Here is a 24,362-nt window from a genome sequence, read left to right as displayed (position 1 = left end):
TAAAAATAGCAGACATTATAGAGATAAGTTACATTACCTTTCTTCGCGTAAAAGCATCAGTAGATTCGAATTCTATTATCACAAAATTACGTATCACAAAATTAAGACTTACAGAGGACTGTTATTCGTGGGCTCAGCATTACTAGATTTGTCAGGTTACATTAAATTCTTTATTGGGTTATTTGCCTTAGTTAATCCGGTAGGGGTATTACCTGTTTTTATCAGCATGACCAACTATCAAACAATTGCGGATAGAAATAAAACAAATTTAGTCGCTAACGGTTCAGTTGCTATTATTTTGTGTATTTCTTTATTAGTCGGCGATTTAATTCTTAAATTATTTGGTGTATCTATCGATTCTTTCCGGATTGCTGGTGGGATATTGATTGTTACTATTGCTATGTCGATGATTAATGGGAAATTAGGCGAAGATAAACAGAATAAACAAGAAAAATCAGAATCTGCTATCCGTGAAAGTGTCGGCGTGGTTCCTTTGGCGTTACCATTAATGGCGGGTCCGGGGGCGATTAGTTCATCAATTGTTTGGGCGTCACGCTGGCAGGGATGGCAAAACTTTTTAGGTTTGGCATTGACCTGTATTATTTTTGCTTTTTGCTGCTGGCTATTATTTCGTTCCGCGTCCTTATTAGTGCGTTTTCTGGGGCAGACCGGTATTAACGTCATTACCCGTATTATGGGATTGCTACTGATGGCGCTGGGTATTGAGTTTATTGTCACAGGGATTAAAGCTATTTTTCCCGGCCTATTATAAATATTTGTGCTATGGCTAATACCTCTATATGTTGATCTCCTGCTGCGTTTGAATCTCTAACCAGGGTTAGAGCGTAGCACGGAGTTACGCTCCTTTTCGTATTTTTTCTTATTAATAACTGAACATTAATAATGAACAACGATTGAATCCTTATTAGCTTATTTATTTTTATTCTATTGATAGAATATCCTCTCTATACCCCCTCAGTGTGATATTTCACCATGTTTCAATCAAATTTACTTTAATAGTTTTTGATTTTCTGCCTTTTAACTTTTTGCCTTTTAATTTCTTAGCTTTTAATTTTCCCTATCAACTGGCATTTTTTTATGCTGCTCGTCTATAGTTGAAAGAAAGATTAAATAGGGTACTTTTTTATAAACTAAGGGGAATATCTTACAAATGTGTGATGAATGTAAATTTTCACGCTAAATAATTTGTATTATGTTAATAAATTGTTTATTTTCAATCTAATGATTTAAGAAATTAAACAACATTAATTTATATATTTAGTCTTTAAATTTCATATGCCTAATGACATTTTTGAGAGTTATAACGCTTATTCAGTAATTAATAACTAACGAGAAGGTTATCAGTGATTAATTTTTCATTAATCTACTGAATTCTATCATCGGCGTATAATTTAGAGACTAAAACTTGGCTCGGATAGCTGTTCTGATTGAGATGAAGATAATAACGGCTTGATCCTATAGTGATTAAACGGTTATATAGGAAACGAGTTAATCGATTAACATATAATAAAATTTTTAATTACAGTGAGTTATCGTCACTTATTAATCATAAAAATGAACCTAAACAACACATCACCACTTCAACGGCAGTTTATTTATTGGGAGTAATAAGATGATAAAAAATATTAATAAAACTTGTGTGGCTCTGGGGATTTCTGCTTCAATATTGGCGGCGACACAAGGAGCGGCATTTGCGGCCAATGTCCCTGAAGGGGTGCAATTAGCCGATAAACAAACTTTGGTACGCAATAACGGCTCTGAGCCTCAGTCATTAGATCCACATAAAATAGAAGGTGTACCAGAAGCCAGTTTAGCGCGTGATTTGTATGAGGGGGTCACTATTGTTGGACCAGATGGGGAAATATTACCGGGTTCTGCGATTAGTTGGGAAAATAAAGATTTTACCCAGTGGACATTTAATATTCGCGAGGGCGCAAAATGGTCCAATGGTGACCCTGTAACGGCAGGGGATTTTGTTTATAGCTGGCAACGATTAGCTAGCCCTGATACCGCATCACCTTACGCAAGCTATTTACAATATGCTCATATTGAAAATATTGATGATGTTATTGTTGGGAAGAAAAAACCTACCGAATTAGGGGTTAAAGCTCTTGATGATCATACTCTAGTCGTGACGTTAAGTGAGGCCGTACCTTATCTACCCAAATTATTAGCTCATTCTTCTATGTCCCCCGTGAATAAAAAAACTATCGAGAAATACGGTGCTAAATGGACTCAACCAGCTAATTTTGTCGGAAATGGAGCCTATAAACTCAAAGATTGGACAGTTAATGAGCGAATTGTGTTAGCGCGTAATCTTAACTATTGGAATAATGATAAAACCGTCATTGATCAAGTGACATTCTTACCTATCTCTTCTGAAGTAACCGATGTTAATCGCTATCGCAGCGGTGAAATTGATATGACTTACAGTAATTTGCCGATAGAACAATTTAAATCGCTGCAAAAAAATATGCCGAATGAATTAAAAATTAATCCATATTTATGCACTTATTATTATGAAATTAATAATGAGAAACCGCCATTTGATAATCCTAAAGTACGAGAAGCGCTTAAATTATCCATGGATAGAGATACCATAACTTATAAAGTTAAAGCTCAAGGGGATATTCCGGCCTATGGTTTTACGCCTCCGTTTACCGATGGAATGGAGAGTGAAAAACCGGATTGGTATCAAAATATGGATCAGCAACAGCGGAATGATAAAGCCAAACAATTGCTGGCAGAAGCAGGCTATAATGAATCTAATCCATTGAAATTTAATTTATTATATAACACCTCGGATTTACATAAACGTATTGCTATCGCCGCGGCTTCAATGTGGAAAAAGAATTTAGGCGCGGATGTTAAATTAGAGAACCAAGAATGGAAAACGTTCTTAGACACTCGTCACCAAGGGACATACGACGTAGCGCGTGCAGGATGGTGTGCGGATTATAATGAACCATCGTCTTTCTTGAATATGTTGTTGTCATACAGTAGTAACAATACGGTACATTATAAAAATAAACAGTTCGATGCGTTAATTAAAGAAACGTTACGGGCTAAAACGGATAATGAACGAGCCCAGTTATATCAACAAGCTGAGAAATTAGTCGATCAAGACTCGGCGATTGTCCCACTATATTATTATGTGAATACACGTTTAGTTAAACCGTATGTTGGTGGATATAGCGGTAAAGATCCTTTAGATAATCTACATACCAAAGATTTATATATTATCAAAAAATAATAAGATGCCGATTATTGCTCACATTACTGCTACGAAGCCACATTAATTTATTTATGGTGGCAGTAATGTGGGTCATGGCGCTAATAATGAGTCCAAATAATGGATTACCACAGTATAAATTACCACTCTGAATAAGTTATTCAGTAGGAAGGGGCAATGTTAAAGTTTATTATTCGCCGGTTACTTGAGGCGATACCGACACTATTCATTTTAATTACTATTTCATTTTTTATGATGCGCTTAGCACCGGGAAGCCCATTTACCGGCGAGCGAAAGTTACCACCAGAAGTTATGGCGAATATTGAAGCGAAATATCATTTAAATGATCCGATCTATAAACAATACTTTTCTTATTTGGCCCAATTATCTCAAGGTGATTTTGGTCCTTCCTTTAAATATAAAGATTACAGCGTTAATGAGTTAGTAGCGAGAGCCTTTCCGGTATCGGCAAAACTTGGCGCGACGGCTTTTTTAGTGGCGGTATTGTTTGGCGTTTCTGCGGGAGTAATCGCAGCACTCAATCAAAATACTAAATGGGACTTTACGGTAATGGGATTCGCAATGACGGGGGTAGTTATTCCCAGTTTTGTGGTAGCGCCATTATTGGTACTCATTTTTGCCATTCAGCTGAAGTGGTTACCCGGCGGGGGCTGGGATGGCGGTGCGGCTAAAAATATGATTTTGCCGATGGTAGCTTTATCTTTAGCTTATATTGCCAGTATTTCGCGTATTACGCGCGGCTCAATGATTGAAGTTATGCACTCTAATTTTATTCGCACTGCTCGTGCTAAAGGGTTACCACTCAGAACAATTGTTCTGCGCCATGCGCTTAAGCCGGCATTATTACCAGTATTATCCTATATGGGACCGGCATTTGTCGGGATTATCACCGGCTCGATGGTCGTAGAAACGATTTTTGGCTTACCGGGGATCGGTCAGTTATTCGTTAATGGTGCGCTTAATCGGGATTATTCACTGGTGCTGAGTTTAACCATTTTGGTCGGGGTGTTAACCATCGCTTTTAATGCGATTGTTGATGTGTTATATGCCGTGATTGACCCGAAAATCCGTTACTGATCTGGAGTTAAGCTATGTTATTACACTCAAAAAACAGCGATGCTCTGGAAAGTTTCTCCGAGCAGCTCGATATTGAAGGGCGCAGTTTGTGGCAAGATGCGCGTCGGCGATTTATTAATAATAAAGCCGCGTTAGCCAGTGTATGTCTGTTATTTCTAATCACTCTATTTGTGATTTTTGCCCCGATGTTATCACCATTTCTTTATGATGATACCGACTGGGATATGATGTCGATGCCACCAGATTTTGCCAGTGGACATTATTTTGGTACAGATGCCTCCGGGCGTGATCTGCTAGTTCGTGTGGCGATAGGGGGACGAATTTCATTAATGGTGGGCGTTGCTGCGGCATTTGTTGCCGTCATTGTGGGCACATTGTACGGCTCACTATCGGGTTATTTAGGGGGTAAAATCGACTCTTTGATGATGCGTTTACTCGAGATCCTTAACTCTTTCCCATTTATGTTTTTTGTTATTTTATTAGTCACTGTATTTGGACAGAATATTTTACTCATTTTTGTGGCCATCGGAATGGTTTCTTGGTTGGATATGGCTCGTATCGTACGGGGTCAAACGTTGGGCTTAAAGCGTAAAGAGTTTATTGAAGCAGCGTTGGTGGGCGGGGTTAGAACTCGGCAAATTATCTTGCGTCACATTGTCCCCAATGTGCTCGGGGTGGTAGTGGTATACGCCTCTTTACTAGTTCCAAGTATGATTTTATTTGAATCCTTTCTCAGTTTTCTGGGATTAGGCACCCAAGAACCCTTAAGCAGCTGGGGGGCATTGTTAAGCGACGGCGCTAACTCAATGGAAGTCACTCCATGGTTATTATTAATTCCGGCAGCGTTTTTGGTGATCACCTTATTCTGCTTTAATTTTATTGGCGATGGCTTGCGTGATGCCCTCGACCCGAAAGATCGTTAAGGGGATAATAATGAACAATATACAGCCCACATCATTGCTTTCAGTCAAAGAGCTAAATGTTGAATTTACGACACCCGACGGTCAAGTTACTGCCGTTAATCGTCTTAATTTTGAACTTAATGCGGGAGAAACCTTAGGGATCGTCGGTGAGTCAGGCTCAGGCAAATCTCAAACCGCTTTTGCCTTAATGGGGCTATTAGCTAAAAATGGTAAAGTCAGTGGCTCGGCACAGTTCAACGGACGCGAAATTTTGCATCTTAGCGAAAAACACCTTAATCGTATGCGAGCTGAAGAAATTTCAATGATTTTCCAAGATCCCATGACGTCATTGAATCCTTATTTAAAAATTGGTACCCAGTTATCTGAAGTATTGCGTTTGCATAAAGGCATGAGTAAGCAGCAAGCGTATGAAGGATCTGTGCGTATGCTTGACGCGGTGAAAATGCCCGAGGCTCGCAAGCGGATGGAGATGTACCCGCATGAATTTTCAGGTGGTATGCGCCAACGTGTGATGATTGCTATGGCGTTATTATGTCAGCCAAAATTATTAATTGCCGATGAACCAACTACCGCATTAGATGTGACGGTACAAGCACAGATCATGATATTGCTTAATGAGCTAAAACATGAATTTAACACAGCAATTATTCTAATAACTCACGATTTAGGCGTTGTGGCGGGAGTTTGTGATAAAGTTTTAGTCATGTATGCAGGACGTACCATGGAGTATGGCACTGCACGTGATGTATTTTATCAGCCTTCCCATCCGTATTCTATTGGCTTACTTGAAGCGGTACCGCGTTTAGACGGTAACAGTGAAATTTTAGCTACTATTCCTGGTAATCCCCCGAATCTGTTACGTTTACCTAAAGGCTGCCCGTTTGGGCCTCGATGTCAATTTGCTTTTGAACGATGCCACCAGCATGAGCCAACGTTACAAGCATTCTCACAAAATAGATTACGAGCGTGCTTTAAGCACGTTGAGGAGTTGGCATGATCCCGTTAGAACAGCGCCAAGTATTATTAGAAGTTGACGATCTAAAAGTTCATTTCGCGATAAAAGACCATAAACAGTGGTTTTGGCAAGCCGATAAATCACTGAAAGCTGTCGATGGGGTGACACTGCGACTTTACGAAGGTGAAACCTTAGGTGTCGTGGGGGAATCCGGCTGTGGTAAATCCACATTAGCCCGCGCTATCATTGGCTTAGTGAAAGCTTCAGGGGGAGCAGTCACTTGGTTAGGGCGCGATTTATTAGGCATGAATGCCCAACAATGGCGAGAAGTACGCAGCGATATTCAAATGATTTTTCAAGATCCTTTGGCATCATTGAACCCAAGAATGACGATTGGCGATATTATTGCCGAGCCACTGAAAACCTATTTCCCGAAAATGAAATCGGCTGAAATCGAGGAAAAAGTAAAAAAGATTATGATGAGAGTTGGGCTACTGCCCAATCTGATTAATCGTTATCCGCATGAATTTTCTGGCGGTCAATGTCAGCGAATTGGTATTGCCCGGGCATTGATTTTAGAGCCAAAGCTGATTATTTGCGATGAACCGGTATCGGCACTGGATGTGTCAATTCAGGCGCAAGTTGTTAATTTATTACAGCAATTACAGCGTGAAATGGGGCTATCATTAATTTTTATTGCTCATGATTTAGCCGTAGTAAAACATATTTCAGATAGAGTGTTAGTGATGTATTTGGGGCATGCCGTCGAACTTGGCACTTATGATCAGGTGTATAATTCACCGCTGCATCCTTACACCAAAGCGTTGATGTCTGCGGTACCGGTCCCCGATCCTGATAAAGAACGAAATAAATCAATCGAATTGCTAGAAGGTGAGCTACCTTCACCAATCAATCCACCTTCAGGTTGTGTTTTTCGTACTCGATGTCCATTGGCCGACGACGAATGTGGTAGAACTAAACCACTGCTAGAGGGCAGTTTTAAGCATGCGGTTTCATGTTTGAAAATCGATCCGTTATAATTTAGCCAGTGAAGAGACAAATAAACTCGGTCTGTATAGAACAGCCCGAGTTTTTCTGGTTTTAATTGTAATATTAATGAGTTATGACAGTAACTCGGGCAATTATTGACGCCAAATAATATGTGAAAATGGCTGTGATAAGTCCCGGCTTATTAAAATACGGGCGAAAATATCTTTTAGTTCGGCATCTTCATCTTCCGCCAGCCCAATCACTACTTCACAGAAACGTTGACTATCAATCTCTCGGTTTAATTGCTGCTGCCAATCTTCGCTCACATCGATAACTTCTGCCGCGCCACACTGTTCAAATTGCAAACTAAAGATAATTTGATCTGCCGGCTCTAAGTGCTCGCTAGCACCTTCTAGAAATAAATCATACGCGATTTCTAAGGCATCATCTTCAGTAATTAATTGATTGCTAACAGAACTATTCATCTTGGATAACACCTTAACTATTTAGAGTAACGGACAAGTTAGAGTAATGGACTAAAGAAATAACATAAACGTTCTACAATACGATTCCAGAATGGGCGTTGTTCCCATTCTTCAAGCTCCAAGCGGGTAGAACGAGCAATATAATCATATTGAACGATGGTGAGATCGCTACCAAATACTTTGTCATCGATAACGACAGTAATTTCAAAATTGAGCCATAAACTGCGCATATCTAAATTAACCGAGCCGACAAGACTTAATTCGCCATCAACTAATACGCTTTTAGTATGCAATAAACCATCTTCGAATTGATAAATTTTAACACCGGACTCTAATAATTCAGTGTAGAACGATCGACTTGCCCAGCGCACTAAAAATGAATCATTTTGCCGTGGCATAATAATACTGACATCGACGCCACGCATTGCTGCTGTGCATATGGCATGCATTAAATCATCACTAGGCACAAAATAAGGTGTGGTAAAAATCAACTGTTTGCGTGCCGAGAAAATAGCGGTCATTAATGATTGCTGGATAAGCTCATCGGGAAAGCCCGGGCCGGAGGCAATAACTTGGGTCGTATGACCGTCATCACGCTCAAACGGCATAATATTGGTATCTGGCGGCGGCGGTAACATACGTTGTCCCGTTTCCATCTCCCAGTCAAAAGCGTATACAATCCCTAACGTTGTGCTGACTGGCCCTTCCATGCGCACCAACACATCAATCCATTGCCCGACGCCCGCATCTTGTTTAAAGTAGCGTGGATCAACCATATTCATGCTGCCGGTATAAGAAATATAATTATCAATTAAGATAATTTTACGGTGCTGGCGTAAGTCCATTCGACGCAGGAAAAAACGCCACAAGCTAACTTTTAATGATTCGATAAACTCGATGCCTGCTTGACGCATTTGGTCAGGATAGGGGCCGCGGAAAAAGTGCCAACTGCCCGCAGAGTCAACCATAACTCGGCATTTAACGCCACGTTTTGCAGCGTTGATTAAGGCCTCTGTGACACCATCGACTAAGCCTCCCGGTTGCCAGATATAAAACACCATTTCAATTGAATGACTGGCATTATTAATATCATTAACAATGGCTTTTAGTGATTCCTCACAGGTTGTCATTAATTGAATACGATTGCCTTTAACCCCAGCAATTCCTTGGCGTTTTTCACATAGTTGGAACAGAGGTTCAGCAACAGCGCTATTTTCGGTAGCAAAGATATGTTTAGAGTGCCGCAATCCTTCTAGCCAGGTCGCGACAGAAGGCCACATTTGTTGCGCTTTTGCTACCCGTCGTTTGCCCAGATGTAATTCGCCAAAGGCGATATAAGCAATAATCCCAACTAATGGCAGAATATAGATAATTAATAACCACGTCATGGCGGAGGTGACAGGACGACGCTTCACCAATACTCGCACTGTGACAGCGGCAATTAATAGCCAATAAAGGAAAAAGAATAACCAACTCAATAGGGTATACACTGTTGTCATACTAAGATGCTAACCTCGGGGGACGAAAAGTGAAGTGAATGAACATCATCACAGTCAAATGATAATCAACGATTTATACCGATGCTGGCTAAATTTAACAAATATTTAGATTAAAAGCTGCGAAAATGAATAAATAAATCAATAAAAGTTACTGCTATCATTTTATGATTTCATTTTTTAATAAAAATACCATTTCAGCCATTGTTTTCGACGCTTGTTTTTAATGTTTGTTTTCGGCGCTAAATGACTTAAAGATAAATAATTTAATCTATCGAATCAACATGAATTGAAAACTTATCTCATCCCCTTGGATCCCTAGTTTAAAGGTCTATAATATTGCAACAAAATATTATCATTCATATTTTCTTGAGAATTTAAGGGTAAAAGATGAGACGCAGTCGTAATGAAGTCGGTCGTTGGAGAATGTTAAGACAAGCCACTCGCCGCCGTCGCCGTTGGCTAGAAGGACAGTCGCGGCGTAATTTACATATCTACGCAATGCGTAAGATAGATATTTATAAAAGCCGTCGTTCGCTGTTATTTACTGAATGGAACGAATGGGTTTAAGCCATAATTTTGGCACAATAATAAGATTGAACGATAATCCTTATTGAATATGATTGCTATTTGCATTTAAACTATAGCCCATGATGTTTCACGAATAATTTCGGCAGTAGGATAAAATTAGGCTATGCGTTGTATTCGTTGGATTTTTATTATTGTGCTTTCATTAGCTCTGCATGCTGGGTTAGCTATGGCGTGGATGTTTAACCAGCCCAAAGTTACGCCCCCCCCTGAGCCCATGACTATTGCTATGCTGGCGTTTGAATCACCCGAGCCAGCTGCCGAGAAAGCCTCATCATCTGCTGTGGTCGAGCCAGAACCTGAGCCAGAACCTGAGCCAGAGCCCGAACCAGTGACCCCGCCACCCCCGGTAGTTAAACCGGCGATTGCGATTGCAGAAAAAAAACCTGAAGTAAAACCAAAACCGAAGCCAAAACCAAAGAAAGAAGAAAAACGAGAGAAAAAACAGCCTCCTAAGCCGATTGAAAACAAGTTAGCAGATAAAAACACCCAGTCGCTTGAGTCTCTAAACAGTGGTAAACCGGCTGCACAAACGGTAAAAACGGATAACCAAGGAAGTGCAAATTCGTCAAGTAATGCTGCGCGTGGACCAAAAGCCTTACGCCGACAAGCCCCTAGTTATCCTGATAGGGCACGCCGTTTGGGCAAAGAAGGGGTGGTGAAAGTACGTTATGATATCGATACTGACGGGCGAATTACCAATGTGGAAATTATTGAAGCTACGCCTAAAGGATTATTTGAACGTGAAGTGAAGCGAGCCATGAACCGTTGGTTATACGAACAAAAACCACAACCGACAACCGGTAAAATTGTTGAAATACGCTTTAAAATTGACGGAACTGTTAGCCAAATATAAACCAATAAAACACACCGGTGTTTTCAATATTAAAACACCGGTGTGTTTTTATCTATTCATCAAACCAAATATGAATTAAATTACTCGCCATCAAGCCGATAAATCTGAACCTTCTAAGACGAAATTACGTTTTTCGGGCGGCAATAAACGTGGTTTATTTTCATCATTAATAGCCACATAGGTAAAGGTTGCCTCAGTCGCTCGATAACGCTGGCCAACCGGTTCTGTAGATACTTTTTTCACCCAGACTTCAATATTGACTGTGATTGAGCTGTTTCCCGTTTTTAGACAGCGAGCGTAACAGCACACTACATCACCGACAGAGACCGATTTTTGAAACTCAATGCCATTCACTGCCACAGTAACCACACGGCCTAATGCAATTTCTTTAGCCAGAATAGCGCCCCCGATATCCATTTGTGACATTAACCAGCCACCAAAAATATCACCATTCGCATTGGTATCTGCGGGCATGGCAAGTGTCCGAAGTACTAACTCTCCATTCGGTAAATGCATATATCACTCTTTTCAATAAAATGATGGTAGTAATAAAATTATGGCTTGCGCCATCCTAGGTATCGCATTATAAGATTAATTATAATTAACGATATTGTTAACTATGCTGCTGATAATTATCCTTATCGGCAGCTATTTATCCAGTAATTAATGACTAACCCAGTTAGGTTATTCAACAATGATAAACTAGAATAATAGCTAGCGTCACCACTTTTACACTTAAAAACTATCTAAATAGGCCAATTTATAGCTTGTTATTACAATGCTGAATCAATGCGATAATACTTTGGAGAAAAATCTATTTATTTATGGTTATGCAAAGATAGATAAAAAAGCGTACTTAGCGTTGCTGTTTAATCACTAATTTGGTTACTATAGTGATTAAATCTTACCTATTTATTAAGCTATTTTAATTAAATCCACTAATTTTGATTAGATTTCCAATATTGTTCTGGACAGTTGATACGCCAAAAAGAAACTATATGAGTAATATGTGGATAAACAGAGGTTAAGTGATTATGAGACTATTGTTGGCAATATTATTACCGTGGCTACAATTTTTCACTATTGGTCGTCCTTTTGCAGGTATTATCTGCCTAATTTTACAAGTTACCCTAATTGGCTGGATCCCCGCGGCTATTTGGTCAGTTTACGCGCTCTCTCAATATAAAACCGATGAAAAAATCCGCCGTGCATTAGGCCGGTAACATAATATGTATACAGCATATAAAAACACCTGCATTAGCAGGTGTTTTTATTCGAGCAAAGTACTTCCAGTTTGGATTAATAATAGGATTAATTGATGTATTGTTAAAACCTAATTATTTATTGGCTTCTTTAGGCATATATTTATAGATATAAACCACAGAAAGTACCGTAAATAGTAAGGTAGCTGCGGTTAACCCGAATACTTTAAAATTGATCCAAATATCTTCTGAAAGCCAAAATGCGACATAAACATTTACCAGCGCACAGACGATAAAAAACAGTGACCAAGCGATATTGAGTTTAGTCCAAACAAATGGCGGCAATGTTAGCTCTTTACCTAGCATTCGTTGAATGAGGGGTTTATCAGTAAACCACTGGCTGCCAAGTAAGGCTAAAGCAAAAATTCCATAGATAATGGTGACCTTCCATTTGATAAAGACCGCATCATGGAAAAAAATAGTTAAGGCACCGACAACCATCACTACTCCCGCAGTAATTTTGGCACTTTTTTCAATTTTTTTATACATCAAGTACGTGACAAGCATAGCTAATGCCGTCGCAATCATTAAAGCGCCGGTAGCATAAAAGATATCCACTTTTTTATATACGATAAAGAAAATAATGAGTGGAATGAATTCAATCAGTTGCTTCATATTAGTTGTTTCCGATCCTTTGTTGTAAGTCATTTAGCCATCAAACGATAGTCATAAGCTAAGATCATTGATTATGGCTAATTCCATCATATGTTTGCATCGTTGCGGTGCAAATAGCGCTTAACTGTTGGTGTTACAAATTATTCTGGCTATCTTAGCGTAATTTAGGGCGAATGTTAAAACTTTGCGTGTAATTAGACGATAAAATCAATCCAAATGTAATCAACTTAGCACCAATGCCAGTTTATCTGGCCGTGATGCTAGCTTAAGTTATGTGCTTCGGATATAACTTAAGGAACGATGGAGTTAACTGACTAATTGAGTAGGGAATTTTCAATTATGCTAAAGGCGAGGTTATTTAATTGGGCGCCCGGAATAAAAGTATTAGCACAATACAATAAAGACTATCTTAGTGCGGATATTAAAGCGGGTTTGTCGGTAGCGGCTGTGGCATTACCGGTGGCGATTGCCTATGCTGAACTAATGGGAATTAATGCCATAATTGGTCTTTATGCTTGTATATTGCCGATGATTGCCTACGCATTATTTGGTACTTCGCGCCAACTGATTATTGGTCCTGATGCTGCAACTTGTGCTGTCATTGCTGCAGCAGTAACTCCTTTGGCGATGGGGGATGAAAATTTACGTTGGCAATTAATTATCGTCATGAGTTTAATGACCGGATTTTGGTGTATTCTAGCGGCGCGTTTTCATTTGGGCGCATTTGCCGATTTTTTATCTAAGCCGATTTTACAGGGATTATTAAATGGCGTTGCATTGACGATTATTGTCAGTCAATTAGGTAAAGTATTTGGTATTCATAATTTACCTTCAGCATTTATAGAGCGTTTGGTCGCACTCCCTCAGTTACTGCATATTGCACATATTCCTACAGTCATTGTGGCGCTATTAACTTTAGCCATCACCATAGTCATTAAACGATTTCGTAGTCAATGGCCGTCATTGCTTATTGCGATGTTACTGGCAACATTAATCAGCATGTTGATGGATTTTACTCAGTATAAAATCGAAATTGTCGGATTTCTGGGCGAGGGTTTACCTTCAATACCGATGCCAGACTTTCCTCCGGGACTGATCCGTGAGTTAATTATTCCCTCGTTAAACTTAGCGGTGATAAGTTTTGTCAGTTTTATGATGACGGCGCGTAGTTTTGCTAGTAAAAATGGTTATCAAGTCGATGCAGATCAAGAGCTAAGGGCATTAGGGATAGCCAATGTGGCTTCGGTATTATCGCAAGGTTTTGCGGTTAGTGCGGCAAGTAGTCGTACCGCGGTCAATGATATGATGGGCGGTAAAACCCAAATGGTTTCGGTTATCGCTGCGCTGACTATCTTATTAGTTTTGCTCTTTTTAACTAATTTTCTAAGCTATATACCATTACCTGCATTAGGCATGGTATTAATGATTTCAACTTGGTCATTATTAAGTTTTCGCCAAATTTGGTCGATACGAAAACGTAATAGAGAAGCCTTCACTTTAGCTGTTTTTACCTTATTTTCTGTATTAGTCGCTGGGCTAATAACCGGAATAGGGCTAGCGGTATTATTGGGGTTATTACAGTTTATTCGAGTTATTTTTCGGCCAACAGATCAGTTATTAGGTACTGATTTTCAGGGAATGATCCATTCTATAGCCAATGATAATCATATTCACTCACCTGAAGGTATTTTAATTTATCGTTTTAACTCGCCTTTGACCTATTTTAATGTCAATTATTTTAAAGAACGACTACATAAACATCTTGATAATCAGCCTAAGCGCCCAGCTTGGGTAATTGTCGATGCAGCAGTCAGTTTTACTCATAATGATGTCAGTGTTTTCTCAGCGTTGAATGAAATCGTGACCAGTTTAAAAGCCAAAGGCGTGACATTGGTGCTGGCGGGCAGACGCACATCAATTAATCGCTGGTTAGAACAGAATAAAATAAATCGTTGTGATGATGATTTGTTGGTGGTACCGGATATATATTTTGCTATTCGTCTGATACAAAGTAAGCAATTAAGTCAGCAGAAAGAGAAACAAGATACAGTAATTACGCCAGAAATAGGGGAAATAAAGAAAGATTAGAAGGGAGGAGATAATGCCTATTTGTTGGATAAATTTAGCTGTCAGCGGAGATTGTTTGTCTACGCTGACAGCCAAAAATTTTATCATGTTAGTACTATTGCGCCTGCGGTGGTTGCACCAGCATATATAAGCGGAAAAAGTAAATTAGTACAAATGCGGCAATAATATTATTAATAAAGAAAGATAGTCCATTGATAATAATATCAGGTAGTGGGATATGCCCTAAAAGTAATCCAACCAACATTTGGCTAGCCATCCAAATTAAAATCATCGGTAAAATAATCCGCCAATTAGCATAGGCTAGTTTCCAGCTCCGAGCCATTGCACTGAATGGATTAACTTTTTCGGTCATTAAAATCGATGGTGCTAATGAAAATCCAATGGCTAAAATCACACCAGGTAAGATCATTACTGCGGTGCCTAACTGGATCAATAATGAACAAACTAATAACAATATAAACATGCTGACTAATTTGCCGCTTGATTGTAACAGCGCTTGCAGCCCGCTAACTTCCTCGCCTTTAGATAAAGCCAGAATATAGGATAGTGTACCAGAAACCAATAATAAGCTGCCTAGGGTAATTGATAAAATTAGGCCAAAAGAAACCCGCAAAATGCTGCTTTTATCTTGGTCTGATAATTCTTTAATCCATTCTTGTAGTCCTGCATTACCTGATTCCGCCAACTTATTTTGTGCTTCGAAGACGACGGCAATCATCTCTTTATTGGGGATCATCAAATAATAGATAACGACACTAACCACGGTGGCGAGAAGCGATATCGTGAGAAGGCCATTCAGTTGATTTTTGAAAAAATTGACGCTATCACCGATAAGTGAATTGGCCGTAATGGACATGAAACTGCTCCTAATCTATGGGCTGCATAACAATTGGGCGCAATTGTAACTGACTCTGGCTTGAGAAGGTAGTAGCAGAGGCGAAAAGTCGGTGAGTTTGTAGAAAAATACACCGTGAAATGTAGAGAGCTAAATTTATGATAATTAATCAATAGTCAGATAATTATACTTTTAGTAAAGATAATTTTATTAGTCAGCAAATCTATGAGTAACAATTTAAATTGATAACTTACTTATTAGATGATTAAAACATCAAAAAAAATAATTATCGCTATAAGAATTATCTATTTTTAGCTTAACCATCAAAAATTGATTTACATCAAAAATAAAAAATACATCAGTGGAATAATAATTGAAAATTGACGGGGTATGACTCTATTTATTAAAACTTGTGATCTTGATTAGGTCATAAAATATAATTAAAGGGTATATTCTCCTAAGAATAAAAAACACAGGAATGGGATGATAATGAAAAAATTAGCGGCAATCGTATTAGCGGCGGCAACTATTGCGCCAAGTATTTCTTTCGCTCACCAAGAAGGTGATTTTATTTTCCGTGCTGGGACGGCAACTGTGCGTCCAAATGCAGGGTCTGAAAATGTATTAGGAGTAGGCTCTTTTGATGTTAATAATAACACTCAGCTTGGCCTGACTTTTGGTTATATGGTCACCGATAACATCGGTGTTGAGTTATTAGCAGCAACGCCTTTTGAACATAAAGTTAGTTTGGGTAATAAGGGTGAGATTGCAACTGTTCATCATTTGCCACCAACATTAATGGCGCAATATTACTTTGGTGATAAACAAGATAAATTACGTCCTTATTTAGGTGCCGGTATTAACTATACCTTCTTCTTTGATGAAAAATTTAATTCTAACGGTAAAAAAGCTGCTGAATTAAATGACTTAAGTCTGTCTAGCTCATGGGGTTTTGCAGCGCAGGCTGGTATGGATTATATGCTGGATGAAAACTGGATGCTGAATGCGTCACTGTGGTGGATTGATTTAGATACCGATGTTAAATTCAAATCAGGTGACCAAAAAGTTAAGGTTGATACTCGCTTAGATCCATTTGTCTTCATGTTTGGTGTTGGCTACCGTTTCTAATTGATCCGCCGATTATATTATTAGTGGTAATTCACGGGGCGTTCGCCCCGTTTTTTTATGTCTATTATTTCTTAATGATTATCTTCGCTCTATTTGCTTTGATACTAATTTTTTTGATATGTAAGGACAATAAATAAACTAATAAGAAACAGAGAAAATGAAAAAGGTGATTAGAAAATAGATTCAAAATATAAATAACAATAAAATATAACAGGCATTTAAAATACACTTTTACTATAACTTAAAGCTGTATAGCAATCAGATATATAGTTTAAATTTAGATTAACATAAAAATTTTTTAAATATATTTCAATAACCGTGTCTTCTAGACGGCGAATAAGTCTATTTATTGAATAGCTTTGGCAAGATAAAAAATCAGCTTCAATAGAAGCTGATTTTAAAGGGCGGATCAATTTAATGATGGACTATTATTTAGCGTACCTTCATTGAATCAATAACGCTTTGTACTCCGTTAACGCCGCGAGTAACTTGTATTGCACGTTCTGCGGCATTTTTTGAGTTAACAAATCCGCTTAGTTGTACTCGGCCTTTAAAGGTTTCGACACTGATTTGCGTGGATTTTAGATCTTTCTCGGCTAATAACGCAGATTTAACTTTGGTGGTGATCACGGAATCGTCAATATAGCCACCAGTACCTTCTGTTTTTGCACTTGGTGCACAGGCAGAAAGTGCAACAGCCATAAATAATGCGATAAATACTGCAGTAACTGATTTGATTGCTTTCACCGTATCTCTCCTGAAATAGAATATTAATCAAATAAATCTTAGATAATCCAATATTTATTTTTGCTTAAACTTATACCTAGAGAATGAGTTAGTTTGATCTACCTCGATATCAGTATCAATAAAAATCAGACAAAACACAAATTTATTGTTGCTTAATTAATCATTTTTAATAAGTTAGCTGAAAATAAATACAAAAAAATGAAATGTAAAGCTTTAAGGATATGTAATGTCTTTAGATAGGAGATACTAGAGAGCGATAGAATAATGGTTATCTACTGCTCTCTATGGGCAATCTTAGGTTGAATTATAATTGAGTTGCGGCTTTCATTTCGCGCACAAATTGAGTTAATGCGTTAAGCATACGTTGGGGATCAGCCAGGTTATTGGCGATGATGTTAACCACAGCAGAGCCAGAGATAGCACCGGCAGCACCGTTATGTAAGGCTTCGCGCACTTGGCTAGGTTCAGAAATACCAAAGCCTTGTAACGCGGGAGCTGCATTATATTGCTGAAGTTTATTTATTAGATGCGTTAATGGTTGCTCTGCTCGTTTTTCAGTACCCGTTACGCCAGCTCGCGACAATAAATAAGTATATCCCCGGCCATTATCTGCAATTTGTGCGATTAGCGATTCATCCGCATTCGGTGGGCAAACAAAAATCGGTGCCACATTATGTGCGATAGCCGCATCACGGAACGGTTGTGATTCAGACATCGGAACATCTGCCACTAATACCGAGTCCACACCGGCTTGTTGACAGCGCTGATAAAAATTATCAATTCCACGACTAAAGACTAAATTTGCGTAAACTAATAAGCCAATCGGTATTTGTGGGTGCTTTTGGCGAATGCGGGTTAATAATTCAAAGCATAGGGTTGGGGTGATTTGGGCTTTAAATGCCCGCAAGTTAGCGGCTTGAATCGTCGGGCCATCGGCTAACGGATCGGAAAATGGAATACCAATTTCAAGCGCATCTGCACCGCCAGCGATTAAAGCATCTACGATGTCTAATGAGAGTTCAGCATCAGGGTCGCCAAGAGTGATAAATGGAACGAAAGCCCCTTGATTTTTCGCCTTCAATGACGCAAAAAGTTGTTGATAGCGTTCCATTAAATCTCTCCTTTTTGGGTTAAAATATCGTGCACCGTAAAGATATCTTTGTCACCACGACCGGAAAGATTGACAATTAGAATTTGCTCTTTTTTGGGTTCTAACTCAATCATTTTTAATGCGTAAGCCAGTGCATGTGATGATTCTAACGCCGGAATAATTCCTTCTTTGCGCGATAATAATTTAAAAGCATCTAATGCTTCATCATCGGTTACTGAGACGTATTCTGCACGTCCAATACTGTTTAAATGTGCATGCTGTGGCCCAACGGAAGGAAAGTCTAATCCGGCTGAAATAGAATAAGACTCTTCAATTTGGCCTTCATCTGTTTGCATCATGGGTGATTTCATCCCGAAGTAAATGCCGACACGGCCATGCTTTAATGGCGCACCATGCTGTCCTGTCTCGATACCTAATCCTGCGGGCTCAACACCAATTAATCGTACATCGGTTTCTGGAATAAATTCTGCGAACATGCCAATAGCATTGGAGCCGCCGCCAATACATGCCAGAACAGCATCAGGCAGTCGTCCTTCTCTTTGCAAAATTTGTTGCTTAGCTTCTTCGCCGATCATGCGTTGAAATTCGCGGACAATTGTCGGGTAAGGGTGTGGCCCTGCCGCAGTTCCTAATAGATAGTGCGCCTGTTGATAACTGCCAGACCAGTCTCTTAATGCTTCGTTACACGCATCTTTTAAGGTGGATGAGCCACTATGAACAGGGATCACTTCTGCGCCCATTAAGCGCATCCGGAAGACATTAGGGGATTGACGCTCAACATCTTTTGCGCCCATGTAAATCCGGCATTTCATGTCCAAAAGTGCGCAGGCTAATGCGGTAGCAACTCCATGTTGTCCCGCTCCAGTTTCAGCAATGATCTCGTTTTTACCCATCCGCTTGGCCAATAATGCTTGGCCAAGTACTTGGTTGGTTTTATGTGCGCCACCATGCAGCAGATCTTCGCGTTTTAAATACAATTTGGTGTTAGTGCCTCGGGTAAGATTACGGCACAAGGTAAGAGCTGTTGGTCTGCCGGCATAGTTTTTTAGCAGATCCTGAAATTCTTGCTGAAAAGAGGGATCATTTTGCGCATCGATAAATGCTTGTTCGAGTTCGTTGAGTGCAGGAATTAAGATCTCGGGAACATACTGTCCGCCGAATTCTCCGAAATAAGGATTTAATTTACTCATTATGCATCCATCCATTTTAAGACTGTAATAAGGTAAAAACATGCGCAATTTTTTGTGGATCTTTAATCCCCGGCGCGCTTTCTACACCTGAGTTAAAATCTAATCCATTGCAACAATAACCGGCGGCGCTCTGGCAGTTTTGTGCGTTCAATCCCCCAGCTATCATAATTCTGCATTGGCTGGTGGTCGGAATATTTGCCCAATCAAAGGGTTGACCGCTGCCACCCTGGCCGTTATCTAACAGAATTAAATCAATGTTATTAATATCATTAATGCTATCAAGATGGGCTAATTTTTTATCTGCCATATTATAGGCTTTCCAGATCTCACAATCTTCGGGGAGTTGAGTTCGTAACTGAGCTATAAATTTAGCATCTTCATTACCATGCAATTGAACCGCAGATAGGGCCAGGGTATGCGCCAAATGGGCAATAAAATCGACCGCTTGCTGCTGGAATACTCCTACATACTTTAAGGGTGCGGCATGAATAATTTGCTGTGCCTGTGACAACGTCACTCTACGCGGGGATGTATCGGCAAAAATAAGTCCGCCATAAGTGGCGCCAGATTGATAGGCAGCAAGGGCATCTTGCGCTCGGGTTAATCCACAAACTTTATGCTCGCCAATAATCAATTTTTTCAATGCTTGAGCTAAATCATCTTGAGACATCAATGCGCTACCGATTAAGAATCCGTTAGCAAATTGGCTTAATTGCTGAATATGTTGGTGTTGATAAATACCGGATTCGCTAATAATAAGAGTGTCTTCGGGCAGTTTGGGTGCCAATTGACGAGTACGATCCAAATTGATCGAGAGATCACGCAGATCGCGATTATTGATCCCCACAACTCGAGCATTGAGTTTAATCGCCCGGGCGACTTCTTCGTCACTAATAACTTCGGTTAATACACCCATATTTAATTGGTGTGCAACGGCAGCTAAGGCGATATATTGCTCATCATCCAGAACCGAAAGCATTAATAATATGGCATCTGCTTGGTGATAACGCGCCAGATAAATTTGATATTCATCGATGAAAAAATCTTTACATAACACCGGTTGATGCACTGCATCGCTGACTTGTTGCAGATAGGTAAAATCCCCTTGAAAGTATTTTTCATCGGTTAATACTGAAATTGCCGCTGCATAGGGTTGATAGGTTTTAGCGATAGTCGCAGGGTCGAAATCCGCGCGGATCAGCCCTTTAGAAGGCGAAGCTTTTTTGCATTCAAGAATAAATACGGGATGCTTAGCCTCAAGTGCTTGATAAAAATTTCGTTTTGCAGGGACTACCGCATCGATAAAACTGCTCAATGGTTGCAGGGCTTTACGCGCGATTAGCGCTTGACGTTTATCATTGACGATAGTGTGTAATATAGTTGCTTTCATGGCATTACTTCCTTAAAGCCAGGGCAGTCACACGGTCATAAGCCTTGCCACTGCGAATAACATTGAGAGCAAAATCTGCATTTTCAGCCAGATTTTCATGCCCGTTAATTTTCATGAGTAAAGCAACATTTGCTGCCACTGCGGCCTCATGTGCCGGCGCACCTTGCCCTTGTAACAGCTGGCTGAGTAACTGGCGATTGTGCTCAGGTGCCCCCCCAGCTAAATCGGTGAGAGCATATGGTATTAACCCAAAATCATCGGCATTAAGTTGGTAATAAGACAGCTTTCCATGATTAAGTTCAGCCACATCGGTCGGTGCATGCAATGAAACTTCATCCATTCCACCACTGTGTACCACAGCTGCGCGGGTAAACCCAAGCATTTGTAATGTCTCAGCAATGGGTTTAACCAATTCCGCTTGGTAGACCCCAATTAACGCAATCGAAGGGCGAGCCGGATTAATTAATGGGCCCAGCACATTAAACAGTGTTCGAGTTTTTAACTGGCTTCTAACAGGTGCTGCGTGACGAAAACCACTGTGATATTGCGGGGCAAATAAGAAACAAACGCCTAGATCATCAAGGGTATCGCGGGCGTTTTGTGCGCTCATTTCTAACGAGATACCAAAAGCTGCCAATAAATCAGAAGAGCCGGAACGGCTGGATACGCTACGATTACCGTGTTTAGCGACTTTAATACCACATTCAGCCGCCACAAATGCACTGGCTGTTGAAATATTAATACTGTTGGCCCCATCACCACCAGTACCAACGATATCACTGAAGGCATAGTCCGGGCGTGGAAATGGCTGGGCGTTTTCTAAGCAGGCTAATGCTGCGCCTGCGATTTCTGCTGGCTGTTCGCCGCGAATTTTCATACTAATTAATACTGCGGCTAATTGTGATTCGGTCAGTTCACCGCGAATAATGGCATTGAATAATGATTGGCTTTCTGATTGTGATAACACTTGAGCGCCAAATAATTTATTTAATAATGTATTCATAATATTTTCTCTCTATCTAAATTGGCCTTGCAGGTTATTGATATTTATTTTATTTCTGCGTATCGAGTGCCCAAGCTAATGTCTGCTCAAGCAATCTGGCCCCTTGTGTTGTTAAGATAGATTCGGGATGAAACTGAAAACCGCACACTTTATCTTGCTGATTACGGATCGCCATCACCATGCCGTTAGATTCCGCGCTAATGGTTAATGTACTCGGGATTTTGTCGCCCACGAGTGAATGATAGCGCGCTACTGGCAGAGGGTTATCAAGACCGGCAAACATAGCTTGATTATCGTGAGTCGCCAGTGATGACTTACCGTGTAAAATTTCACCTGCGGCAGACACTTGGCCGCCATATACTTCAATAATAGCTTGGTGCCCCAAACAAATACCAATAATGGGATATTGTCCTTTTACCGCTTGCAATACGGCGGGCATACAACCGGCATCTGACGGTTTGCCTGGGCCTGGAGAGAGCACTAATAGCGGGGATTCCATGCTCGCCAGTACGGTGAGAATATGTTCAGCAGAGACCGTGTTGCGATAAATAACCACTTGATGGCCATAAGCACGTAATTGGTCGACGAGGTTATAAGTAAAAGAATCGACATTATCGAGTAATAAAATATTAGCCATTAGAGGATCTCCTCGGTTTGGTGTGCTTTAGCTATCGCGCGGATCACCGCTTGGGCTTTATTGCGTGTTTCATCGGCTTCGTCTTGCGGATTGGAATCCAACACCACACCACCACCGGCTTGTACTGTGGCAATGCCATTTTCGACATATGCCGAGCGAATTACGATACAGGTATCAAAATGACCTTTACCGGTGAAGTAACCGACCGCGCCCCCGTATGATCCTCGACGTTCTTGCTCATATTCTGCTATCAGTTGCATTGCACGAACTTTTGGTGCCCCGGTTAGGGTTCCCATATTCATACAGGCCTGATAGGCATGAAAAATATCTAAATCGGAACGTAATGTTCCCACGACTTGAGAGACCAAATGCATCACAAACGAATAACGATCTACTTTGGTTAAATTAGCCACATAGCGGCTACCAGGTTCGCAAATACGGGCTAAATCATTACGGGCCAAATCCACTAGCATTAAATGTTCAGCCAATTCTTTTTTGTCTGTACGCATGGATAATTCAATGCGGCTATCTAAATCCGCATCAATCTCGCCATTTGCGCGACGCCCGCGAGGACGAGTACCAGCAATTGGATAAATTTCAATCTTTCGGCTGTCGGCATCATATTTAAGCGCGCTTTCTGGAGAGGCTCCAAATAGGCTAAAATCCTGATCTTGCATAAAAAACATGTACGGGCTGGGATTCTGTTGTTTGAGATGCTGATATGCCAATAAGGGGTGTGGGCACGGCATGCTGAATTTACGCGATGGTACTACTTGAAAGATATCTCCTTGGCGAATGTATTTTTTCAACGCACTCACGGCATCGCAATAAACCGCATCGTCTTTATTCACGTTAACCGTAAAGTTGTCGACGGAAACTGCTGGTAATGCAGATAGGAAGGGGCGACAAGCGGAGATAATTTCTTGGTGACGCACGGAAATATTATGATTAATCGTGGTATCTTGACTAAAGATCCCGCTTCTGAGTACCGCGGCTTGGTTTTGATGGTCGATCACTAAATAATGTTCGGCAACATAAAAGCAATAATCAGGGCAACGATTAACCGATGCAACTTCAGGCAAAGATTCAAAGTTGGCGATAAGATCGTAAGCAAATAAGCCACCGACAAAGAATAATTCCGGTTTATCTGATTTTTGTTGGGCTAATTTAGGCAATAAGCGTAGTACGTCCATTGACGAATGGGCTTTGAGGCGGTTATCTTCATCTAACTCTGGCGCAGGCTGTGGAAAAATGACGATTAATTGCCGGGGAGTAATGTTTATGTTCTTACTGTGTGAGGCTAATAAATCGGCTATGAGCGGTAATAATGCCGCACCGTTTTCACTTAGCGCTTCTATCTCAACTTGTTGGCCAAAGGCACGGATACGCAAGGCGCTATCGACAATAAGCAAACTTTGTAAATTAGTTTTTAGCGTGATTTCAGCCGATTCGAGCAATAGGGTGGCAGGCTTATTTTCACACAGATGGTGAAATAACAGTGTTGGATCTTGCTGATAATTAATCGGGCTTTCCAAATGATCAAACTTAACCGCTGTTTCTTTGTGATTTGTCATGTGCCTTACCTTAAAACTGAAGCCTTAAAACTGAGGCTTAAAATGAAAATTTAGCAATAAAAAAACCCACCTCAGGGGCGGGTTTCAGCACGGTAGCATCTCTATTCTATGCACCAGCGGATTGCGCCCAAACAGCGA

Annotated in this window: 21 protein-coding genes and 1 pseudogene; 11 read left to right on the top strand and 11 right to left on the bottom strand. The window is 40.3% G+C overall.

Annotated elements, in window-relative coordinates:
• The first annotated feature begins 127 nt into the window (after nt 1-127).
• The 6 genes from MNY66_RS08510 (at nt 128) to oppF (ending at nt 7,269) form a co-directional block, all read left to right on the top strand.
• The gene (locus MNY66_RS08510; protein ID WP_047256191.1) at nt 128-772 is read left to right on the top strand and encodes a YchE family NAAT transporter; all 645 of its coding nucleotides are present in this window, start codon (nt 128-130) and stop codon (nt 770-772) included.
• A gap of 861 nt (nt 773-1,633) precedes the next feature.
• Nucleotides 1,634-3,274 carry an oligopeptide ABC transporter substrate-binding protein OppA gene (gene oppA / locus MNY66_RS08505; RefSeq protein WP_241500677.1) on the top strand — a complete coding sequence of 547 codons (1,641 nt, stop codon included), beginning with the start codon at nt 1,634-1,636 and terminating at the stop codon, nt 3,272-3,274.
• A gap of 156 nt (nt 3,275-3,430) precedes the next feature.
• On the top strand, nt 3,431-4,351 hold the full coding sequence (gene oppB / locus MNY66_RS08500; protein WP_047256189.1) for an oligopeptide ABC transporter permease OppB: 921 nt from the start codon (nt 3,431-3,433) through the stop codon (nt 4,349-4,351).
• Nucleotides 4,352-4,365: 14 nt separating this feature from the next.
• The gene (gene oppC, locus MNY66_RS08495; protein WP_047256188.1) at nt 4,366-5,274 is read left to right on the top strand and encodes an oligopeptide ABC transporter permease OppC; all 909 of its coding nucleotides are present in this window, start codon (nt 4,366-4,368) and stop codon (nt 5,272-5,274) included.
• A 10-nt stretch (nt 5,275-5,284) separates the two neighbouring features.
• A complete protein-coding gene (oppD, locus tag MNY66_RS08490; protein ID WP_047256187.1) occupies nt 5,285-6,271 on the top strand; it encodes an ABC transporter ATP-binding protein in 987 nt (328 codons plus the stop codon).
• Complete coding sequence (oppF, locus tag MNY66_RS08485) at nt 6,268-7,269, top strand: murein tripeptide/oligopeptide ABC transporter ATP binding protein OppF (protein WP_241500676.1); 1,002 nt, start codon at nt 6,268-6,270, stop codon at nt 7,267-7,269. Before oppD ends, oppF begins: the two co-directional genes overlap by 4 nt.
• Nucleotides 7,270-7,371: 102 nt before the next feature.
• Here the strand turns inward: oppF and MNY66_RS08480 are convergent, their stop codons facing one another.
• Entirely contained in the window at nt 7,372-7,704 is a 333-nt protein-coding gene (locus tag MNY66_RS08480; protein WP_047256185.1) for an HI1450 family dsDNA-mimic protein, read from the bottom strand.
• A 38-nt stretch (nt 7,705-7,742) separates the two neighbouring features.
• Nucleotides 7,743-9,203 carry a cardiolipin synthase gene (gene cls, locus MNY66_RS08475; protein WP_053908275.1) on the bottom strand — a complete coding sequence of 487 codons (1,461 nt, stop codon included), beginning with the start codon at nt 9,201-9,203 and terminating at the stop codon, nt 7,743-7,745.
• 387 nt (nt 9,204-9,590) lie between these two features.
• Here cls and MNY66_RS08470 point away from each other — a divergent pair, with 387 nt between their 5' ends.
• Complete coding sequence (locus tag MNY66_RS08470; RefSeq protein ID WP_047256183.1) at nt 9,591-9,770, top strand: YciY family protein; 180 nt, start codon at nt 9,591-9,593, stop codon at nt 9,768-9,770.
• 124 nt (nt 9,771-9,894) lie between these two features.
• The gene (locus MNY66_RS08465; protein WP_241500675.1) at nt 9,895-10,644 is read left to right on the top strand and encodes a TonB family protein; all 750 of its coding nucleotides are present in this window, start codon (nt 9,895-9,897) and stop codon (nt 10,642-10,644) included.
• Nucleotides 10,645-10,734: 90 nt separating this feature from the next.
• Here the strand turns inward: MNY66_RS08465 and yciA are convergent, their stop codons facing one another.
• Nucleotides 10,735-11,160 (bottom strand): acyl-CoA thioester hydrolase YciA, encoded by a 426-nt coding sequence (gene yciA / locus MNY66_RS08460; protein ID WP_047256181.1) that lies wholly within the window; start codon nt 11,158-11,160, stop codon nt 10,735-10,737.
• Between the two features lie 518 nt (nt 11,161-11,678).
• Between yciA and MNY66_RS08455 the strand changes: the two genes are divergently transcribed.
• Nucleotides 11,679-11,867: a YqaE/Pmp3 family membrane protein gene (locus tag MNY66_RS08455; RefSeq protein ID WP_047256180.1), complete on the top strand. Its 189-nt coding sequence runs from the start codon at nt 11,679-11,681 to the stop codon at nt 11,865-11,867.
• A 114-nt stretch (nt 11,868-11,981) separates the two neighbouring features.
• On the opposite strand, the gene MNY66_RS08450 is transcribed toward MNY66_RS08455, so the two are convergent.
• The gene (locus tag MNY66_RS08450; protein WP_053908278.1) at nt 11,982-12,521 is read right to left on the bottom strand and encodes a septation protein A; all 540 of its coding nucleotides are present in this window, start codon (nt 12,519-12,521) and stop codon (nt 11,982-11,984) included.
• Between the two features lie 339 nt (nt 12,522-12,860).
• Here MNY66_RS08450 and MNY66_RS08445 point away from each other — a divergent pair, with 339 nt between their 5' ends.
• Nucleotides 12,861-14,609: a SulP family inorganic anion transporter gene (locus MNY66_RS08445; RefSeq protein ID WP_241500674.1), complete on the top strand. Its 1,749-nt coding sequence runs from the start codon at nt 12,861-12,863 to the stop codon at nt 14,607-14,609.
• A 94-nt stretch (nt 14,610-14,703) separates the two neighbouring features.
• Here the strand turns inward: MNY66_RS08445 and MNY66_RS08440 are convergent, their stop codons facing one another.
• The gene (locus MNY66_RS08440; protein WP_047256177.1) at nt 14,704-15,465 is read right to left on the bottom strand and encodes a YciC family protein; all 762 of its coding nucleotides are present in this window, start codon (nt 15,463-15,465) and stop codon (nt 14,704-14,706) included.
• A gap of 468 nt (nt 15,466-15,933) precedes the next feature.
• Here MNY66_RS08440 and ompW point away from each other — a divergent pair, with 468 nt between their 5' ends.
• Complete coding sequence (gene ompW, locus MNY66_RS08435; protein ID WP_241500673.1) at nt 15,934-16,572, top strand: outer membrane protein OmpW; 639 nt, start codon at nt 15,934-15,936, stop codon at nt 16,570-16,572.
• 432 nt (nt 16,573-17,004) lie between these two features.
• On the opposite strand, the gene MNY66_RS08430 is transcribed toward ompW, so the two are convergent.
• The 6 genes and pseudogenes from MNY66_RS08430 to MNY66_RS08405 all read right to left on the bottom strand — a co-directional run bounded on the left by MNY66_RS08430 (nt 17,005) and on the right by MNY66_RS08405 (nt 24,224).
• Nucleotides 17,005-17,274: a BON domain-containing protein gene (locus tag MNY66_RS08430; RefSeq protein ID WP_390892497.1), complete on the bottom strand. Its 270-nt coding sequence runs from the start codon at nt 17,272-17,274 to the stop codon at nt 17,005-17,007.
• A 349-nt stretch (nt 17,275-17,623) separates the two neighbouring features.
• The gene (trpA, locus tag MNY66_RS08425; RefSeq protein WP_241500672.1) at nt 17,624-18,430 is read right to left on the bottom strand and encodes a tryptophan synthase subunit alpha; all 807 of its coding nucleotides are present in this window, start codon (nt 18,428-18,430) and stop codon (nt 17,624-17,626) included.
• Nucleotides 18,430-19,620 carry a tryptophan synthase subunit beta gene (trpB, locus tag MNY66_RS08420; protein ID WP_241500671.1) on the bottom strand — a complete coding sequence of 397 codons (1,191 nt, stop codon included), beginning with the start codon at nt 19,618-19,620 and terminating at the stop codon, nt 18,430-18,432. The genes trpA and trpB overlap by 1 nt, the downstream gene beginning before the upstream one ends.
• Before the next feature lie 16 nt (nt 19,621-19,636).
• Nucleotides 19,637-21,010, bottom strand: a complete 1,374-nt coding sequence (gene trpCF, locus MNY66_RS08415; RefSeq protein ID WP_241500670.1) for a bifunctional indole-3-glycerol-phosphate synthase TrpC/phosphoribosylanthranilate isomerase TrpF — start codon at nt 21,008-21,010, stop codon at nt 19,637-19,639.
• 4 nt (nt 21,011-21,014) lie between these two features.
• Nucleotides 21,015-22,650: pseudogene (gene trpD / locus MNY66_RS08410) on the bottom strand (bifunctional anthranilate synthase glutamate amidotransferase component TrpG/anthranilate phosphoribosyltransferase TrpD).
• Nucleotides 22,650-24,224 (bottom strand): anthranilate synthase component 1, encoded by a 1,575-nt coding sequence (locus tag MNY66_RS08405; RefSeq protein ID WP_241500669.1) that lies wholly within the window; start codon nt 24,222-24,224, stop codon nt 22,650-22,652. The pseudogene trpD and the gene MNY66_RS08405 overlap by 1 nt, the downstream one beginning before the upstream one ends.
• Nucleotides 24,225-24,362 lie beyond the last annotated feature (138 nt).

The organism is Moellerella wisconsensis (assembly GCF_022592395.1).
Lineage (GTDB): Bacteria > Pseudomonadota > Gammaproteobacteria > Enterobacterales > Enterobacteriaceae > Moellerella > Moellerella wisconsensis.
Note: the sequence above shows the minus strand (reverse complement) of the source record. Positions and strands in the feature narration are given on the sequence as shown.

Coding starts and splice junctions, on each gene's coding strand:
- ompW (WP_241500673.1), top strand. CDS start 15,934: ATGAAAAAATTAGCGGCAATCGTATTAGCGGCGGCAACTATTGCGCCA.
- MNY66_RS08445 (WP_241500674.1), top strand. CDS start 12,861: ATGCTAAAGGCGAGGTTATTTAATTGGGCGCCCGGAATAAAAGTATTA.
- trpCF (WP_241500670.1), bottom strand. CDS start 21,010: ATGAAAGCAACTATATTACACACTATCGTCAATGATAAACGTCAAGCG.
- oppA (WP_241500677.1), top strand. CDS start 1,634: ATGATAAAAAATATTAATAAAACTTGTGTGGCTCTGGGGATTTCTGCT.
- yciA (WP_047256181.1), bottom strand. CDS start 11,160: ATGCATTTACCGAATGGAGAGTTAGTACTTCGGACACTTGCCATGCCC.
- MNY66_RS08470 (WP_047256183.1), top strand. CDS start 9,591: ATGAGACGCAGTCGTAATGAAGTCGGTCGTTGGAGAATGTTAAGACAA.
- oppB (WP_047256189.1), top strand. CDS start 3,431: ATGTTAAAGTTTATTATTCGCCGGTTACTTGAGGCGATACCGACACTA.
- MNY66_RS08440 (WP_047256177.1), bottom strand. CDS start 15,465: ATGTCCATTACGGCCAATTCACTTATCGGTGATAGCGTCAATTTTTTC.
- MNY66_RS08455 (WP_047256180.1), top strand. CDS start 11,679: ATGAGACTATTGTTGGCAATATTATTACCGTGGCTACAATTTTTCACT.
- cls (WP_053908275.1), bottom strand. CDS start 9,203: ATGACAACAGTGTATACCCTATTGAGTTGGTTATTCTTTTTCCTTTAT.
- trpB (WP_241500671.1), bottom strand. CDS start 19,620: ATGAGTAAATTAAATCCTTATTTCGGAGAATTCGGCGGACAGTATGTT.
- oppC (WP_047256188.1), top strand. CDS start 4,366: ATGTTATTACACTCAAAAAACAGCGATGCTCTGGAAAGTTTCTCCGAG.
- trpA (WP_241500672.1), bottom strand. CDS start 18,430: ATGGAACGCTATCAACAACTTTTTGCGTCATTGAAGGCGAAAAATCAA.
- oppF (WP_241500676.1), top strand. CDS start 6,268: ATGATCCCGTTAGAACAGCGCCAAGTATTATTAGAAGTTGACGATCTA.
- MNY66_RS08450 (WP_053908278.1), bottom strand. CDS start 12,521: ATGAAGCAACTGATTGAATTCATTCCACTCATTATTTTCTTTATCGTA.
- MNY66_RS08405 (WP_241500669.1), bottom strand. CDS start 24,224: ATGACAAATCACAAAGAAACAGCGGTTAAGTTTGATCATTTGGAAAGC.
- oppD (WP_047256187.1), top strand. CDS start 5,285: ATGAACAATATACAGCCCACATCATTGCTTTCAGTCAAAGAGCTAAAT.
- MNY66_RS08430 (WP_390892497.1), bottom strand. CDS start 17,274: ATGGCTGTTGCACTTTCTGCCTGTGCACCAAGTGCAAAAACAGAAGGT.
- MNY66_RS08465 (WP_241500675.1), top strand. CDS start 9,895: ATGCGTTGTATTCGTTGGATTTTTATTATTGTGCTTTCATTAGCTCTG.
- MNY66_RS08480 (WP_047256185.1), bottom strand. CDS start 7,704: ATGAATAGTTCTGTTAGCAATCAATTAATTACTGAAGATGATGCCTTA.